Origin of the sequence: Variovorax sp. PMC12, assembly GCF_003019815.1 — a bacterium.
Lineage (GTDB): Bacteria > Pseudomonadota > Gammaproteobacteria > Burkholderiales > Burkholderiaceae_C > Variovorax.
The window spans coordinates 952,956-970,084 of sequence record NZ_CP027773.1 but is presented as its reverse complement, the minus strand read 5'-3'; the positions used below and the strand labels follow the sequence as shown (position 1 = coordinate 970,084).

Here is a 17,129-nt window from a genome sequence, read left to right as displayed (position 1 = left end):
ATGGACTCACTGATTGAACAGCTTTCAGACTCGGTCTCCTCGGCCAAGACGCTCGAGGACCTGGCTCGCCCCATGCTCGAAATGCTCGAAGTGGTCACGGGGCTGGAATCGACCTACCTCACGACCATCGATCTCGAAAAGGGCCTGCAGAGCATTCTTTTCGCTCGGAACGCGAAGGAAATGACCATCCCCGAGGGCCTTTCCGTCCCCTGGTCCGACACCCTCTGCCGCCGCGCCCTCGAAGAAGACCGCCCCTTCGCCGACGACGTCGCCACCCGCTGGGGCGACTCCGACGCCGCCCGCCAGCTCGGCGTCCAGACCTATGTGAGCACACCGATCAAGACGGACAGCGGCGGCCTCTTCGGCACCCTGTGCGGCGCCAGCGCGGACAAGCTGCCTCTGTCGCCCCATGCGGCACCGGTGCTGCGGCTCTTCGCGAAACTGCTGGCCCAGCAGGTCGAGCGCGAGATGCTCCTCGTCAAGCTCAAGCGGGCCAACGCCGAGCTGGCCGCCTACGCCTCGACCGACAGCCTCACCGGCCTGCCCAACCGCAGAACGCTGATCGACGCCCTGCGCCGGCTGCTCGCCCAGTGCGAGCGCGAAGGCCGCAGCACGCTGGTCGGGTTCATCGACATGGACGGCTTCAAGAAGATCAACGACAAGTACGGCCACGACGTGGGCGACGATTTCCTGTCGACCATGGCCGGCAGGCTGTCGGCTTCGCTGCGGGCCAGCGACGTGCTGGCGCGCTTCGGCGGCGACGAGTTCGTGGTGATCGGCGCGGGCCCGGGCTTCGACGAATCGCCGCGCACCGCGGCGCGCGCGCTGGCCGACCGCCTGGGCGAAAGTACCATCGGCGACCTGCGGCTCAACGGCAAGACCACCATCGAGTACGGCGGCGCGAGCGTCGGCGTGGTGGCGGTCGACCCGCGCGCCACCACCGCGGAAGAGGCGCTGAAGCAGGCGGACACAGCCATGTACAACGTCAAACGCGAGCGCCGGGCCACGGCGCCCGCCAGGGAAACGCAGCTCGACTGAATGAACACCGACCGGCTGGTACGCCTAGAAAAGGCCCTGGGTTCGCTCAAGGCCCGGATCACGATGGGGGGGATTTTCGCGCTGGTGCTCGGCATCGGCCTGATCACGACCATCATCGTGGGGCGGACCGAGCACGACCTGCTGGAATCGCAGCGCCAGCGCGAGCTGAACGAGTCGGTGCGCACCGCCGCCCTGCTGGGCCACAACGTGATACAGCTGCAGCGCGTGCTGGAATCGGTGGGCAACGCGCTCAACGAGCCGCTGCTCAACGACCCGGCGGCACTGAAGGCGTTCCTGCAGAGCAAGCCGGTGATGCGCACCTTCTTCGCCAACACCTACATCGCCACGCCCGACGGCAATGTCCGGGTGATGAGCGACGACAAGGGCGTGTCGCAGCCGGAATTGAACATCGGCGACCGCCCCTATTTCCGCCGGCTGCTGGCCGAGGGCCGGCCGATGGTGTCCGAGCCATTGCTGGGCACGCTGACCGGCGAACCGATCATCGCCGTCAACCAGCCGGTACGCGGCGCCAAAGGCATCTATGCCGTGCTGGGCGGCACGCTGCGCCTGTCGAGCCGCGACCTGCTCGAGGGGCTGGTCGACCCGCAGGAAGGCGATGCCGGCGCGCTGGTCGTCCTGACCGACGCGCAGGGCCGGGTGCTGGCGCACCCCGACGGCAAGCGGCTGCTGCAATCGATTGCCGACGAACCCCGGCTGGCCCGGGCCTTCAAGGCCTGGCAGGCCGCGGGCAGCCCGGTCGAGCCGATGGGCCTGCTGCTGCCACAGGCCCAGGAGATCGCCAGCGTCGCCGGCGTGCCGGGCCCCGACTGGGTGGTGTGGCGCGTGCGGCCGGAAGCCGAGGTGCTGGCGCCTGTCAAGGCCGCGCGCCGGCTGGCGCTGGTCTGGGCCTTCACGCTGGTGGCGGTGCTGTCGGCCGGCATCTTCTTGAGCCTGTGGCTGCTGCTGCGCCCGCTGAGCAAGCTGGAGCGGCGCGCCCAGCACATGTTCGACGACGCCATGCGCCCCGAGGACGGCTGGCCCACGGGCGACGGCGAGATCGGCCAGCTCGGCCAGGTGCTGCGCCGCGTCGGCGTGCAGCGCGCCGAGCTGGAACGGCTGAACGGCGAAATGTTCAGCAAGCTGCGCTCGGTGATGCGCGCGGCGCCCATCGGCATCGCCTTCATCCGAGACCGGCGCTTCGAGCTGGTGAGCGACGAACTGTGCCGCCTGCTTTCCTACCGCGAGGACGAGCTGTTGGGCAAGCCGGTGGACCTGATCGTCGTGCCCGAGGAAGACCAGCCCGCCCTCGCCGCGCTCGAGAAAGAGGCTTTCGCCAGCAGCAATTCGTACGTGGGCGAATCCCGCATGCAGCGCGGCGACGGCTCGCGCTTCTGGGCACGGCTGCGCAGCCGGCCGGTGGACCCGGAACACACCGATTTCGGCTCGATCTGGACGGTGCTCAACATCGAGGAACAGCGCAATGCCCGCAAGGCGCTCGAATGGTCTGCCGCCCATGACGGCCTGACCGGACTGGCCAACCGCCAGCGCTTCGACCAGCAGGCGCAGCGGCTGATCGAGGGCCGGCCGGGCTCGCTGCCGGCGGCGCTGGTGTTCATCGACCTGGACCACTTCAAGCAGGTGAACGACACCGGGGGCCACCTGTCGGGCGACGCCATGCTGCGCGCGGCGGCCGCGGCCATCATGTCTCGGGTGCGCTCCGGCGACCTGGCGGCACGCATCGGCGGCGACGAGTTCGCGCTGCTGCTGGAGCAGTGCACGCACGAGGCCGCCGTGCGCGTGGCGGAAGACATCGTGGCGTCGATCTCGGCGATCGCGCTGCCGTGGCTGTCGGGCAGCCTGCATGTCGGCGCCAGCATCGGCGTGGCCAGCCTGTCGCATGAGATAGGCTCGGTCGACGCCTGGGTCGATGCGGCCGATGCCGCCTGCTATGCCGCCAAGGCGGCGGGACGCGGCGTGGTGCGCGCCGGGCGTCCGCCGCGCCTGCCGCAGGCGCCCAACGGCAACGGCTCCATGCGCGCCGCTGGGTCGACACCGGACAGCATCGAAGACTGACCGGGCGGCGCCCCGCTTGGGTGCGCGGGTTGAATCCGGAAAGCTCCCTGCGCCGTATCGAAGGTGGCGATGCACGGGTTTCGTGCAGCCGTTCCGGTTCGTTCGACCGACCGTCCCCGAATTCAGACAGTTCACGTTCGATCGTGTGTCGAAAAGTTCACATTTGTTGTCAAGCGTTAATTGATCCCAGAGAATGCTCGGACATGGAAACAGCGACGCCGTTCATTCAGTACTACGAGAGAAATTCATGCAGTTCGCAGTGGCTGGAATTCAATCGTGGCATGGCCGCGGAGTTGAGTGCCGGCCTGCCGCCGGAGGAACTGCGGCAGCTTTTCTTCCGCATCGGCCAACGTCTTGCGCATGCCATGCCCATTCCCCCGTGTAACACGCTCGGCGACCTCGAAGCCCAGTTCAACGCGCGCTGGGACAGCATCGACTGGGGTTTCAGCGCCCTGAGCGAAGACACCGACTGCGTCTTCATCACCCACGCCTGCAGCCCGATCGCCACGGCCTTCGGCCCCGAGGCCACGGACTGGAGCGTCGGCTTCTTCGAGGGCATCTACCAGGCTTGGTTCGATTCGCAGCGCATGCCGTCCTCCCTTCGCGTGCAGGCGTTCCCGCCCGACGCCGCACAGGCCGGCCACCGCATCGACCTGCGTCTGTCGAAGGCGCAAGCATGAGCAAGGACGATCCGACCCCGGAAGACATCGCCGGCCTGTTCCGCAAGTTCGGCGGGGATGCCCACGACTACAAGGAATTCGCTCCGCCCGAAACGGAGGAGGAAGCACCCCGCGTCTGGCCGCTGCTGACGGGCGAGAAGATCGAGCGCCCGTCCGCACCCGCCGCACGCACGCCTGCCGCTCCCTTGATGGCGCCGGTGCAGCCGTTGCCGGTCGCCGCCGCGCCGCAGCCCAGGGTCGAACCGGTACTGCGCCCGCTGCCGGTGCCCGCGCCCATTGCTGCACCTGGACCCGTTCCTGCGCCCGCTCCGGCTCCGGCGCCTCTCTTCGCGCGCCCGCTGCTGGCGGCGCACCAGCCCCAGCCCCCGGCGGCACATCAGCCCGCCACCGCCAGCGAACCCGCGCCGACTCCGCTTTCCCAGTTGTTCGAACGACTGGCGGCGCCGCAGCCGCGCGCCGCCCAGCCGGGCCTCATGTCGCGCTGGCGAAGGCCGACGTGACGATGGTCGTCATCCCCGTCATCTCATCCAAGGGTGGAGTCGGCAAGACCACCATCGCAGCCAATCTGTGCACCGCGCTCGCCGCCCGCGGGCAGCAGGTGCTCGCCATCGATCTCGATCCGCAGAACGCCCTGCGCTTTCACATCGCCAGCGACCCGCATGCCTGCGACTCCGGGCTGGTGGATGCCGCCACCGGCCAGATGCCGTGGGCGAATGCGATCCGCCCCGCGCACGGTGGCGCCATGCTGCTGCCTTTCGGCGACGTCGATGACGAGCGGCAGATCGTCTTCGAACAACAACTGGCCCGCCATCCGATGTGGCTGGCCGAGACGCTGGCGCGCTTCGCGCTGCCCGACGGCATGCTGGTGCTGCTCGACACCCCGCCGGGCCCCACGGTCTACCTGCAGCAGGTGCTGCGCGCCGCCAATCTCTGCGTGATCCCGGTGCTGGCCGATGCCGGCTCGTTCGCGACGCTGCCGATCATCGAGCGCATGGTCGACAAGTACTGCCGCCCGCGCCCCGACTACGCCGGCAGCGCCTACGTGGTCAACCAGGTCGACCCCGGCAAGCGGCTGAACCACGACGTCTTCGAAATGCTGCGCCAGCGGCTGCGGCCCGAACTGCTCGGCGTGCTGCACCTCGACCAGTCGGTGCCCGAGGCGCTGGCGTCCGCGGTGCCGGTGCACCGCTATGCGCCCATGAGCCAGGCGACACAAGACATTGCTTCCTGCGCCGAGCGTCTGCTCGAGCGCATCGCCGCTGCACGGCAGGCGCCCAGGTCCATGGAATCCACACGATGAACAGCGCCCCCACGTCCGCGCCGCCGCCCCGGCCGGCCCCCGCCTTCCTGCGCCTGCTGCCGGTGCGCATCGCCGGCTGGCTGATCGCGCTGGCGATCCTGCCCGCGCTGATCATCACGCCGATGACCTTCGAGCAGCAGATCGTGCTGTCGGTGGGCATCTTCGTGGCCGCGCTGATCACCAACCGCATCAAGGGCCGCTTCGCGAGCCTGGTGCTGATCTTCATGTCGGTCGTCGTGTCCTCGCGCTACACCTACTGGCGCGTGACCGAGACCATGTTCATGGACAACCTGGTCGACCTGGTGCTGGGCACCGGGCTGCTGATGGCCGAGCTGTACGCCTTCGTGGTGCTGCTGCTGGGCTACGTGCAGACCGCCTGGCCGCTGGAGCGCAAGCCGGTGCCGCTGCCGGACGACCCGGCCGAGTGGCCCACCATCGACCTGTTCATTCCCACGTACAACGAGGCGCTGTCGGTGGTGCGCTCCACCGTGCTGGCCGCGCAGTCGATCGACTGGCCGCGCGACAAGATCAAGATCTTCGTGCTCGACGACGGCCGGCGCGAGGAATTCCGCGTGTTCTGCGAAGACGTGGGCGTGACCCACGTCACGCGGGACAACAACCGCCACGCCAAGGCCGGCAACATCAATGCCGCGCTGAAGAACACCACCGGCGAGTTCGTCGCCATCTTCGACTGCGACCACATCCCCACGCGCTCGTTCATGCAGATCGCCATGGGCTGGTTCGGGCGCGACCCGAAGCTGGGCATGGTGCAGCTGCCTCACTATTTCTTCTCGGCAGACCCCTTCGAGCGCAACCTCGACACCTTCGGCACGGTGCCGAACGAAGGCGAACTGTTCTACGGCCTGATCCAGGACGGCAACGACCTGTGGAATGCCACCTTCTTCTGCGGCTCGTGCGCGGTCCTGCGGCGCACCATCGTCGAGGAAGTGGGCGGCATCGCGGTCGAGACCGTGACCGAGGACGCCCACACCGCGCTGAAGATGCACCGCCGCGGCTACAGCACGGCCTACCTGGCGCTGCCGCAGGCCGCCGGCCTGGCGACCGAGAGCCTGTCGGGCCACGTGGGCCAGCGGATTCGCTGGGCGCGCGGCATGGCGCAGATCTTCCGCATCGACAACCCGCTGTTCGGCCGCGGGCTGCACTGGGCCCAGCGCCTGTGCTACGTGAACGCGATGCTGCACTTCCTGTACGGCCTGCCGCGCCTCATCTACCTGACGGCGCCGCTGGCGTACCTGTACTTCGGCGCGAGCGTGATCCATGCGTCGGCGTCGATGATCTTCGCCTTCGCGCTGCCGCACATCCTGCACGCAAACCTGACCAACAGCCGCATCCAGGGACGCTTTCGCTACCTGCTCTGGAACGAGGTGTACGAGGCGGTGCTGGCCTGGTACATCTTCCGCCCGACGCTGGTGGCGCTCATCAACCCCAAGCTCGGCAGCTTCAACGTGACGGCCAAGGGTGGCCTGATCCAGAAGGAGTACTTCGACAGCACCATCGCCAAGGCGAGCCTGGTGCTGCTGGCGTTCAACTTCGTGGGCGTGTGCCTGGGCGTGTGGCGCCTGACGTGGGTCGATCCGCAGAACATCGCCACCGTGTGGCTGAACCTGGCCTGGACCATCTACAACCTGATGATCCTGGGCGCCTGCGTGGCCGCGGCCAACGAGTCGCGCCAGCTGCGCGGCGCGCACCGCGTGGAGCTCAACCTGCCGGCCACGCTGTACTTTGCCGACGGCCGCTCGCTGCGCTGCAACACCTTCGACTTCTCCAGCGGCGGCCTGGGCGTGGAGCTGCCCAGCGACCTCAAGCTCGACATGGAGACACCGGTCGAGGTGGCGCTGTACCGCAACGACCAGGAATCGCGCTTCGCCTCCACGGTGCGCTTCAGCAGCGGCAGGCGCCTGGGCCTGCGGTTCGCGCCCATGAGCTTCGCGCAGGAGCGCGCGCTGGTTCAGTGCACCACGGCGCGCGCCGACATCTGGGCTGCCCGCTGGGGCAACCACCCGCGCGTGCCCATCCATCGCGTGCTGGGCCACATCATCAGCATCAGCGGCACCGGCTTCAGAGACATGTTCAGCCATTACTACCGTTCGGCCATTTCAAGGCTGCGCCCCGTCAAAACGAAGGAATCCACGTGACGCCCCCCCGTTTCGCGCATCGTCGCGTCGTGCCCTGCGCCATGCTGGCGATCGCGCTTGCCGCCGTGTCCCTCGCCGACGGGACGTCGGCGCAAACCCGGCCCGCCGTGGTGCCGCCGCCCTTGCTGCCGGCAGCGCCCGCGACGGCAGCAACAGCCGCCTCCGCCAACACCACGCCCGTTGCAGGCGCCGTGCGCGAGCTCAACCTCACGCAGCTCGGCATCGACTACGCCATCCAGCTGCGCGGCATCAGCGGCACTGTCGGCATCCCGTTCAACGTGCGCGCCGACGAGTTGGTGACGGCCGCGTCGTTCAGGCTGAACTACGCTTATTCGCCCTCGCTCATTCCCGAGCTCTCGCACCTGAAGGTGACGGTCAACGACGTGCTGGTGGCCACGCTGCCGGTCAGCCATGCCGAAGCGGGCAAGCCGCAGACGGCCGACATCCCGATCGACCGGCGCCTGATCACCGAGTTCAACCGCATCAACGTCGAGCTGATCGGCCACTACACGCGCGAGTGCGAAGACCCGGCGCACACCAGCCTCTGGGCGCGCGTGGACGCATCGAGCACGCTGAAGCTCACGGTCTCGCCGCTCAAGCTCACGAACGACCTGGCGGCCCTGCCGCAGCCCTTCTTCGACCGCCGCGACGTGCGGCGCGCCCGCATTCCCTTCGTCTTCGGCGGCGCCGACACGGCGCCGATGCTCGAGGCCGCGGGCGTGCTGTCTTCGTGGTTCGGTGCGCTGGCGGACTACCGCGGTGCCACCTTCCCGGTGTCGCACGGCGAGCTGCCGGCAGGCCATGCGGTGGTGTTCGTCACGCCGGAGTCGGCCATTGCGGGGCTCACGCTGCCGTCCATACAGGGCCCGGGGCTGGCGGTGGTCGACAACCCGCAGGACGCCTCCGGCAAGCTGCTGCTGGTGATGGGCCGCAACCCGGCCGACCTGCGCACCGCCGCCGCCGCGCTGGCGCTGAACAGCAAGGCCTTCGCGGGCGCGCAGGCGGCCGTCACCGCCTTCCAGGAACCTCCGGTGCGCAAGCCCTATGACGCGCCGCGCTGGGTGCCGAGCGACCGGGCACTGCAACTGGGCGAGCTGGCCACGGCCGCCGACCTGTCGGTGACCGGCTACAACCCCGACGTGGTCCGCGTCAACCTGCAACTGCCGCCCGACCTGTTCACCTGGCGCAGCCGCGGCATTCCGCTCGACCTGCAGTACCGCTACACGCCGCGCGTGCGGCCCGACCAGTCGACGCTGAACATCAACGTCAACGACAACTTCGTGGGCGGCCTGCCGCTGCGCTCGGCCAATCCGGCCGGCGACCGCTGGTGGAACCCGCTGGCCGTGAAGCTGATGCCCGACGGCACGCTGGCCGAGCACAAGGAAGTCATCCTGCCGCCGCTGGCCATGGGCCCGCGCAGCCAGCTGCGCCTGCACTACTACTTCGAGCCCGTGGGCGGGCGCTGCGTGCCGCAGCTGGACAACGTGCGCGGCTCGATCGACCCGACCTCGAAGATCGACGTGTCGGGCTTCCCGCATTTCATCGCGATGCCGGAACTCGCGGCCTACGCCAACGGTGGCTTTCCGTTCTCGCGCATGGCCGACCTGTCGGACACCGCCGTGATCCTGCCGGACCAGCCCAACGACGCCGACACCGAGACCTATCTCGGTCTCTTGGGTCAGATCGGCCGCTCCACCGGCTACCCCGCGCTGCGCGTGAAGGTGGGCCGCTCGGCCGAGGCCGGGCAGTGGGCCGACAAGGACCTGCTGGTGATCGGCAATTTGCAGAGCCAGTCGCTGTTCACGCAGTGGGCCGACAAGATGCCGCTCAAGCGCAACGGCAACGCGCCTGAGCTCAAGCTGCGCAGCTGGATCGACAACGCCATCGACCTGGTGATCGGCGCGCGCACCCGCGAAGACTTGCCGGGCAGCATGCAGATCGCGGTGAGCGACGACGGCCGCGACGCGGTGCTGGCGGGCTTCGAGTCGCCGCTGCGCAGCGGCCGCAGCGTGATCGCCGCCATCACCAACGCCGACTCGAAGGAAGCGCTGCTCAACGCGCTGATGACGCCCGACCTGCTCAAGCGCGTGCAGGGCAGCATGACCATCGTGCGCGACACGCAGGTCAACAGCGTACTGGGCGGCGACACGTATTACGTCGGCCGCCTGCCGCCTCTGACCTGGCTGCAGTGGCATCTGTCGCGCAGTCCGCTGGGACTGGCGGCGCTGGTCATCGTGCTGGCCCTGCTGGGTGCGGCGGTGTCGTATGCGGGCCTGCAGATCCGGGCGCGCCGTCGCCTGTCGGTCAACAAGGCCAAATAATCCACCCATGCGACGCCTGCCGACCTTCCGCCCTCCCGCCCTCCTGCTGGCGAGCCGCCGCAACCTGCTGGCGGCCGCCGGACTCGCCCTTGCACTGCCGAAGCTGGCGGGTGCACAGGCGCCCGCGCCCGCCGCGGCGCCTGCACCGAACACAGCCGCTGCCTGCCATCCGGCGACAGACTGGGCCGCCTTCGCCGCGCGCCACATCCAGCCCGACGGCCGGGTGATCGACTTCAACACCGCGCAGCAGCAGTCCACGTCCGAAGGGCAGTCTTACGCGCTGTTCTTCGCGCTCGTGCACAACGACCGCGAAATCTTCGCCCGCGTGCTGGCCTGGACCGAGGCCAACCTCGCCGGCGGCAGCCTCGCCAAGCAGCTGCCGGCCTGGCAATGGGGCCGCAAGCCCGAAGGCGGCTGGGGCGTGCTCGACCCGAATGCGGCGTCGGACTCCGACCTCTGGATCGCCTATGCGCTGATGGAGGCCGGCCGCCTCTGGAACGACAACCGCTACCGCACGCTCGGGCGCAGCCTGCTCGCGCTGGCGGTGCGCGACGACGTGATCTCGCTGCCCGGGCTCGGCCGCATGCTGCTGCCCTGGCCCAAGTCGGTGGCGAGCGGGCCGCTCTGGCGGCTCAACCCGAGCTACATGCCGCTGCAGCTGCTGCGCTATTTCCAGCAGGCCGACCCGAGCGGGCCGTGGCACGAAGTCACCGACAACACGCTGCGCATGTTCGGCAGCGTCACGCCCAAGGGTTTCGCGCCCGACTGGTGCGCCTGGTCGCAGGATGCGCGCGCCTTCGTGGCCGACCCGCAGAAGGGCGTCATCGGCAGCTACGACGCCATTCGCGTCTACCTCTGGGCGGGCATGCTGTCCGACAAGGACCCGGCCCGCAAGATGCTGCTGGCGCAACTGCGCGGCCCGCGGCTGCTGCTGGCCGACAAGCAGCCGGTGCCCGAGTACGTCGACACCGTGACCGGTGCGGTGCGCGGCATGGCGCCGCTGGGCTTTGCCGGCGCGATGCTGCCCTACCTCAAGGCGCTGGACGAAACCGAGGCGCTGGCCACGCAGGTTGCCCGCGTACCGGGCGGGCGTGCCGCCTTGCCGGCCGCGGCGACTTCCGGCGCGGCCGCCGCGGCGCCCCTGCCCTATTACGAGCAGGTGCTGCTGCTGTTCGGCCAGGCCTGGCTCGACGGCCGCTATGAATTCGGCCGCAATGGCCAACTGCAAACATCATGGAGAACGCTATGCCGTCCCAATCGACCGGCGTGAAGCCGAAGCGTCCCCCCTCCTTCCGCACCCAGCAATGGCTGGCCTGCATCGGCATGCTCGCGGCGCTGGGCACCGGCGGCCAGGCCTTCGCGCAGGCCGACGCCAGCGCCGCCCTCATCGAGCAAGGCAACTACTGGCAGGCCCAGGGCCGCGCCGACCTGGCCGAAGAGAGCTGGAAGAAGCTGCTGAGCGTCAACCCGCAATCCGCCGACGCGATGTACGGCATGGCGCAGGTCGAGCTGTCGCGCAACAACGCCGAGCAGGTGCGCACCTGGACCAACCGCCTGCGCGCCGCGCATCCCAACGATCCCCGCGTCGCGCGCCTGCAGCAGCAGGCCCAGCAGCCCGGCCAGCAGGGCGGCACCCTGCAGCGCGCCCGCGCCGCCGCGCGTGCCGGACGCTCCGCCGAGGCGGTGGAGCTGTACCGCAGCCTGTTCGACAACCGGCCGCCACCGGAGGCCGTGGCCCTGGAGTACTACCAGGCGCTGGCCAGCACCCCGCAAGGCATCGAAGAAGGCCGCAAGGGCCTCGAGCAGCTGGTGAAGGACCACCCGGAAAACGCCAACTACCGGCTCGCGCTCGCGCAGCAGAAGACCTACAGCGAACCGACGCGCCGCGCGGGCATCCGCGAACTGGTCGAGCTGGCCAAGCAGCCCGCCGTGGCCACCGCCGCGCGCGCCGCCTGGCGGCAGGCGCTGATCTGGCTCGACGCGCGCGCGCCCGACATCCCGCTCTACCAGGACTACCTGAGCAACAACCAGGCCGATGCCGCCGTGTCCGCGCGGCTTGAAACGCTCACCACCGCCAGGACCGCCGCGGCGAATGCGCCCGACGTGCCGGTGGGCGAAGGCTTCAAGGCGCTGGAACGCGGCGACCCGGCCACGGCCGAGCAGCGCTTCCAGCAGGCGCTTCGCACCAAGGCCGACGACACCGAGGCGCTCGGCGGCCTGGGCCTGGTGCGGATGCGCCAGGAGCGCTTTGCCGAAGCGCAGGAGCTGCTGGAGCGCGCCGTGCGCGGCGGCGCCACCAAGTGGAACTCTGCGCTGCAAAGCGCCAACTACTGGGTGCTGGTCGGGCAGGCGCGCGCCGCCCAGGGCAAGAACGACCTGCGCGGTGCGCAGTCGCTGTATGAACGCGCCGTGCGCATCGACCCGCGCGAACCCGTGGGCCAGAACGCATTGGCCGACCTGCGCGCCGCCGCCGGCGACTTCGCGCAGGCCGAGCAGGGCTACAAGCGCGTGCTCGAGAGCAGGCCGCAGAACACGCAGGCGCTGCGCGGGCTGATCTCGGTGTACGGGCAGACCGGCCGCCCCGACGAGGCGCTGGCGCTGTCGCGCCGCCTCACGCCCGAGCAGGCCACGCAGATGGGCGGCCTGCGCGACATCCAGGTCGAGCAGGCGCGCAACCGCGCCCGCCAGCAGGCGGATGCCGGCGACGCGGCCGGTGCCCAGCGCACGCTCGAAGACGCGATGCTCGCGGCGCCCGACAGCCCCTGGGTGCGGCTCGACCTCGCGAACATCTACCGCAAGCAGGGCATGGTCTCCGAAGCGCGCGGCGTGATGGAAGGGCTGCTGATGTCGCAGCCCGACATGCCCGACGCGCTGTACGCCAGCGCCCTGCTCGCCTCCGAAACCGGCGATTCGGCCGCCGGCATCCAGTACCTCGAACGCATCCCCGCCGGCTCGCGCACCCGCGACATGGCGACGCTGCAACGCCGCCTGTGGGCGCAGTCGCAGGCCGCCCGTGCGCAGGCACTCGCGCGGCAAGGCCAGGTCGACGCCGCGCGCGGCGTGCTCGCCCAGGCCGAATCGGCGCTGAGCGCGGACATGCCGGCCGAACTGTGGGGCCAGCTCGCAGGCGCATACGCCGAGATCGGCGACGCGCCGCGCGCACTGGCCATGAGCCGCCAGCTGCTCGCACGCTCGCCCACGCCGAGCATCGGCGACCGGTTGCTGTATGCGTCGGTGCTGCTCAAGACGAAGCAGGACATCGAACTGTCCGCCGTGCTGCGCCAGCTTGCCGGCGTCAACATGACGGCCAGCCAGCGCAACGACTTCGACAGCCTGCGCATCGCCTTTGCGCTGCGCCAGACCGACGCGCTGCGCGAAGCCGGCAACCTCGAGGCCGCCTACAACGCGATGGCCCCGGTGCTGGCCGAGCGCCCGAACGACCCGCAGGCGATGGCCGCGCTGGCCCGCCTGTATTCGGCGGCGCGCGACGAAGGCCAGGCGCTGGCGCTGTACCAGCGCATCCTGCAGCGCAACCCGACCGACCTCGACACGCTGCTGGCCGCCGCCGCCAGTGCCAGCGCGCAGCGCGAGCACGGCGAGGCCGAGAACTACGTGATGGCCGCGCTGAAGCAGGCACCCGACCAGTCGCGCGTGCTGGCCGCCGCCGGTCGCGTCTACCGCAACGCAGGCGAAAGCCGCAAGGCCGAGCAGTACCTGCGCGCCGCGGTCGAAGCCGAACGGCAGGTCGCCTCGACTGGCTTCGCGGGAGCGGGCGGCGCGCCTTCGCAGATGCCGCCCGCCAACCCGTTCGCTGGCATGACCGGCGGCGCGCCGAGCGCGGCCGTGCCGGCCGGCTATCCGGCCGCCGGTGGCAATCCCTTCGCGCAGGCACGCTCGCAGCCCGTCTCCTACCCGGTCGCGGCGAATGCGGCTTACCCCGCCTACCCTGCGGCAGGCTACCCCGCCGGTACCTATCCCGCCGCCTATCCGGCAGCCCCGATGGCGGCAGCACCGGGTGCGCTGCCCTGGGGCGCCGCGCCCGCCGCAACATCGAACACCAAGGGCCGCGCCGCCAACACGCGCACCGCGCGCAACAGCAAGGCCGCCAACAACACGCCGCAAGCTTCGGCGTATGCAGCGCAGCCGGGCGGGCAGCCGGTCTACATTCCCCAGGCGCAGCCTGCCGGCTATCCGCAGCAGCAGGCCGGCTATCCCGCGCCGGGCTATCCGCCGGCCGCCTATCCGTCGGCCAACGCGGCCTATGCGCAAGCCAACACGCCGCTGCCGCGCAGCGAGCCGAGCTGGAACGCGCCGCTGCGCGCGGCGCCCGCACCGGCAAGCTCGCTGCAGTCGGAGCTGCAGGACCTGGAAGCGCAGCGCGCGGTGAGCCTCACCGCGGGCACGGTGTACCGCAGCCGCGCGGGCGAAGCGGGCCTGAGCCAGCTCTCCGATTTCCAGCTGCCGATCCAGGCGCGCTTCCCGGTGGGCGAAGGCAAGATCGTCGTCGGCGTGACGCCCACGGTGGTCGACGCCGGCACGCCCTCTTCCGCCTACTCCACCGCCAGCCGCTTCGGCGGCGGCCCCACGGCCTTCTACAACTCGATCGCCAGCCAGACCACGCCGGGCCAGCAGAACGCCGCGGGCGTCGGCCTGAACGTGGGCTACGAGGGCAAGAACTTCGAGGGCGGCATCGGCACCACGCCGCTGGGCTTCCCGACCACCAACGTGGTCGGCAACGCGACCTTCAAGGGCAGCTTCGGCGACTCCTGGACCTACAAGGCCGACATCTCCCGCCGCGCGGTGACCGACAGCGTGCTGTCCTTCGCCGGCGCGAAGGACGGGCGCACCGGCGAACGCTGGGGCGGCGTTGTTGCCACCGGCGTGCGCGGCGACATCGGCTACGACGACGGCACCTACGGCATCTACAGCTACCTGGCGGCGCACAGCCTCACCGGCAAGAACGTGGCGAGCAACTCGCGCGTGGAAACCGGCGGCGGCGCATACCTGCACCTGCTGGACAGCCCCAGCTCCAAGCTCACGCTGGGCATGAACATCGGGCTGATGGGCTACCAGAAGAACCTGAGCTACTACACCTTCGGGCAAGGCGGCTACTTCAGCCCGCAGAGCTTCGTGAGCGTGGCCTTCCCGGTCGACTGGACCGGCCGCGCGAACCGGTTCTCGTGGCGCGTGAACGCCTCGCTGGGCGTGCAGTCGTTCACCCAGAAATCGTCGCCCTACTTCCCCACCGACCCCTCGCGCAACACCGATGCGCAGCGCGTGGCGGACGCGGCCCTGGCGCTGGGGCTGAGCAGCTCGGCATACAACGGCATCTATCCGAGCAGTTCGAAGACCGGCCTGGCCTACAACTTCGGCGCGGTGCTGGAGTACCAGCTGGCGCCGAAGATGTTCCTGGGCGGCGCGCTGGGCTTCAACAACGCGCAGAACTACCGCCAGTTCACCGGCAGCATGTACCTGCGCTATGTGTTCGGCGGCTCCAGCAACCTGGGCGTGCCGAGCCTCGGCGGCGGAACCTCGCTGAGCCCGATGGTCTCGCCCTACACGCCGCTGCTGTAAGAGGAAGAAAGCCCGCGGCTCAGGCCGTGGGCGGTTCCGCGAGCGGCGCGGGCACCGGTTCGTCGGGGGTCGTGTCGCGGCCCCACAGGGGCGCGCTCTCGTAGGCGGCGACCCATTTCACGATGTCCTTGGCGGCCATCGGCATGGCGATGCCGTAGCCCTGCGCCAGCGTGCAGCCCATGGCGAGCAGCGCTTCGCCCTGCTTCACGGTTTCCACGCCCTCGGCCACCGCCGTGAGCCCCAGCGCATGCAGCAGCGCCAGGATGCCCTGCACGATGGCCCGGTCCTGCGCGTTGTCGAGCATGCCGCGCACGAAGGACTGGTCGATCTTCACGGCCGACACCGGCAGCTGGCGCAGGTAGGTCAGCGACGAATAGCCGGTGCCGAAGTCGTCGATGGTCACGCCCACGCCCAGCGCCTTGCAGGCCTCCACGAACAGCGCCACGTTGGCGAACTGGCTGATCGCCGTGGTCTCGAGGATCTCCAGTTCGAGCATGCCCGCGCCCAGCTTGGGAAACTGCGAGAGATGGCGCGCGAGGCGGTCGACGAAGTCCCAGCGCATCATGTGGCGCGGTGCCACGTTCACGCTGACCGACACCTGCAGGCCCGCCAGCCGCCACTGGTGCGCCTGCCACAAGGCCGTGGCGATGGCCCAGTCGCCGACCTGCTCGACCAGCGCGTCGTCTTCGATGAGCGGCACGAACTGGATCGGCGGCAGCAGGCCGCGCTCGGGGTGCTGCCAGCGGATGAGCGCCTCGACGCCGACGACCTCGCCCCGGCGCATGTCGACCTTCGGCTGGTAGACCAGGAAGAACTCGCCCTGCAGCAGCCCCTCTTGAATGCGCTGGCGCTCGCGCACCACCTGCTCGTCGGCACGTGCCTGGGGGGCGTCGAAATAGTGCACCTTGCCGTCGGCCGCGCGCTTGGCGAAGAAGGCCGCGTGCTGCGCCTGGCGCAAGGCGATCTCGGGTGGCGGCCCGTTGCTGTCGAGCATCATCGCGCCGATGCTGGCGTCGATGCTCGCCGTCTGGTCGCGCCAGGTCCAGGGTTCGGCCAGCGCGTTCTGGATGCGTTCGAGCACCTGCGCGCATTGCGAGGTGCCCAGGCCGGCGAACACGGCGGCGAATTCGTCGCCGCCCACCCGGGCCATGACGCTCTCGCGCGGCAGCTGGGCCTTGATGCGGCGCGCGACCTCTTCGAGCGCCGCATTGCCGGCAATCATGCCGAGGCGGTCGTTGAGTTCCGCGAAGCGATCGACGTCGAGATAGCACACGGCCGCGAGACGCTTGCCCGCACGTGCCCAATCGTCCATCAGGGGACGCAGCACTTCATCTGGCGGAAGGCGTGCCGAGCCGTCGTAATGCGACGGCAGAGAGACGGGAGGTTGCTTGATCGACAAAAGACTGTGGCTCCGGAAAGTCGCGGGCTATTGTTCTCCCAATTCTGGCTATTCGGCGCGTTGGAGCGCGGATTTGTGACAGCCGCTGTGTGCGCACAACACATGTGCATGCAAAAAAGGGCTTTATCTTCGCGCCTAACCGCAATAGGCACCCGCCACGCGGCCGCCCGGCTCCACCTGGATGTTGAGCCGCGTGGCGTCCTGGGCCGGATCGGGGGATTCGGCGGGCGGCACGGTCCGGGCCATCCGGGCACCTGCGCGCTGGCGCATTTCCTCGACCAGCAACGGCGACACGCGCAGTCCGAGGCCGAAGCGCGCGGCGGCGGCCTGGCAGGTCTCGGGCGGCGGCGCGAAGCCCGGCGGCTCGGGAACGTCGGAGGTCAGCGGCCTGTCGGCCGGCGGTGACTGGCATCCGGCGAGCGCGAACACGAGGGTGGCCAGGGCGAGGCACCTGCCGTTCGTCATATGCATTGATTTCCTCCAGGAACTCCGGGAATCGGGGAGCGGGCTGTTCTGCGGCAGAGGTTAAGCCAGCGGGCAGCAAGGCATCAACTAATTCGCATGGCCGTCGCCGGGCCTTGGCCGCCA

11 protein-coding genes are annotated in these 17,129 nt (G+C 69.8%); 9 read left to right on the top strand and 2 right to left on the bottom strand.

The genetic code is table 11. The features are described 5' to 3' along the window. The 9 genes from C4F17_RS04480 to C4F17_RS04440 all read left to right on the top strand — a co-directional run bounded on the left by C4F17_RS04480 (nt 1) and on the right by C4F17_RS04440 (nt 15,142). Nucleotides 1–1,038, top strand: coding sequence for a GGDEF domain-containing protein (locus tag C4F17_RS04480; RefSeq protein WP_106934416.1), 1,038 nt, complete (start codon nt 1–3; stop codon nt 1,036–1,038). Beyond that, entirely contained in the window at nt 1,039–3,111 is a 2,073-nt protein-coding gene (locus C4F17_RS04475) for a sensor domain-containing diguanylate cyclase (protein WP_106934415.1), read from the top strand. Nucleotides 3,112–3,314: 203 nt separating this feature from the next. Further along, nucleotides 3,315–3,791, top strand: a complete 477-nt coding sequence (gene bcsD, locus C4F17_RS04470; protein ID WP_081269428.1) for a cellulose biosynthesis protein BcsD — start codon at nt 3,315–3,317, stop codon at nt 3,789–3,791. Next, nucleotides 3,788–4,291 carry a BcsR/BcsP family cellulose biosynthesis protein gene (gene bcsR, locus C4F17_RS04465; protein ID WP_106934414.1) on the top strand — a complete coding sequence of 168 codons (504 nt, stop codon included), beginning with the start codon at nt 3,788–3,790 and terminating at the stop codon, nt 4,289–4,291. Before bcsD ends, bcsR begins: the two co-directional genes overlap by 4 nt. Before the next feature lie 2 nt (nt 4,292–4,293). Then, nucleotides 4,294–5,091 carry a cellulose biosynthesis protein BcsQ gene (gene bcsQ, locus C4F17_RS04460; protein WP_106934413.1) on the top strand — a complete coding sequence of 266 codons (798 nt, stop codon included), beginning with the start codon at nt 4,294–4,296 and terminating at the stop codon, nt 5,089–5,091. Further along, nucleotides 5,088–7,247, top strand: coding sequence for a UDP-forming cellulose synthase catalytic subunit (bcsA, locus tag C4F17_RS04455; protein WP_106934412.1), 2,160 nt, complete (start codon nt 5,088–5,090; stop codon nt 7,245–7,247). The genes bcsQ and bcsA overlap by 4 nt, the downstream gene beginning before the upstream one ends. After that, nucleotides 7,244–9,568 (top strand): cellulose biosynthesis cyclic di-GMP-binding regulatory protein BcsB, encoded by a 2,325-nt coding sequence (gene bcsB / locus C4F17_RS04450; protein ID WP_234382560.1) that lies wholly within the window; start codon nt 7,244–7,246, stop codon nt 9,566–9,568. The genes bcsA and bcsB overlap by 4 nt, the downstream gene beginning before the upstream one ends. 7 nt (nt 9,569–9,575) lie before the next feature. After that, nucleotides 9,576–10,838, top strand: a complete 1,263-nt coding sequence (gene bcsZ, locus C4F17_RS04445; protein ID WP_106934410.1) for a cellulose synthase complex periplasmic endoglucanase BcsZ — start codon at nt 9,576–9,578, stop codon at nt 10,836–10,838. After that, nucleotides 10,814–15,142: a cellulose synthase subunit BcsC-related outer membrane protein gene (locus tag C4F17_RS04440; protein ID WP_106934409.1), complete on the top strand. Its 4,329-nt coding sequence runs from the start codon at nt 10,814–10,816 to the stop codon at nt 15,140–15,142. The genes bcsZ and C4F17_RS04440 overlap by 25 nt, the downstream gene beginning before the upstream one ends. Before the next feature lie 19 nt (nt 15,143–15,161). Here the strand turns inward: C4F17_RS04440 and C4F17_RS04435 are convergent, their stop codons facing one another. Continuing rightward, nucleotides 15,162–16,454 (bottom strand): putative bifunctional diguanylate cyclase/phosphodiesterase, encoded by a 1,293-nt coding sequence (locus C4F17_RS04435; RefSeq protein WP_234382557.1) that lies wholly within the window; start codon nt 16,452–16,454, stop codon nt 15,162–15,164. A gap of 222 nt (nt 16,455–16,676) precedes the next feature. After that, nucleotides 16,677–17,006: a hypothetical protein gene (locus C4F17_RS04430; protein ID WP_234382554.1), complete on the bottom strand. Its 330-nt coding sequence runs from the start codon at nt 17,004–17,006 to the stop codon at nt 16,677–16,679. Nucleotides 17,007–17,129 lie beyond the last annotated feature (123 nt).

Bases quoted from the DNA above. Each gene is read 5' to 3' on its own strand.
- C4F17_RS04480 (WP_106934416.1), top strand. From the start codon at position 1: ATGGACTCACTGATTGAACAGCTTTCAGACTCGGTCTCCTCGGCCAAG.
- C4F17_RS04475 (WP_106934415.1), top strand. From the start codon at position 1,039: ATGAACACCGACCGGCTGGTACGCCTAGAAAAGGCCCTGGGTTCGCTC.
- bcsD (WP_081269428.1), top strand. From the start codon at position 3,315: ATGGAAACAGCGACGCCGTTCATTCAGTACTACGAGAGAAATTCATGC.
- bcsR (WP_106934414.1), top strand. From the start codon at position 3,788: ATGAGCAAGGACGATCCGACCCCGGAAGACATCGCCGGCCTGTTCCGC.
- bcsQ (WP_106934413.1), top strand. From the start codon at position 4,294: ATGGTCGTCATCCCCGTCATCTCATCCAAGGGTGGAGTCGGCAAGACC.
- bcsA (WP_106934412.1), top strand. From the start codon at position 5,088: ATGAACAGCGCCCCCACGTCCGCGCCGCCGCCCCGGCCGGCCCCCGCC.
- bcsZ (WP_106934410.1), top strand. From the start codon at position 9,576: ATGCGACGCCTGCCGACCTTCCGCCCTCCCGCCCTCCTGCTGGCGAGC.
- C4F17_RS04440 (WP_106934409.1), top strand. From the start codon at position 10,814: ATGCCGTCCCAATCGACCGGCGTGAAGCCGAAGCGTCCCCCCTCCTTC.
- C4F17_RS04435 (WP_234382557.1), bottom strand. From the start codon at position 16,454: ATGGACGATTGGGCACGTGCGGGCAAGCGTCTCGCGGCCGTGTGCTAT.
- C4F17_RS04430 (WP_234382554.1), bottom strand. From the start codon at position 17,006: ATGACGAACGGCAGGTGCCTCGCCCTGGCCACCCTCGTGTTCGCGCTC.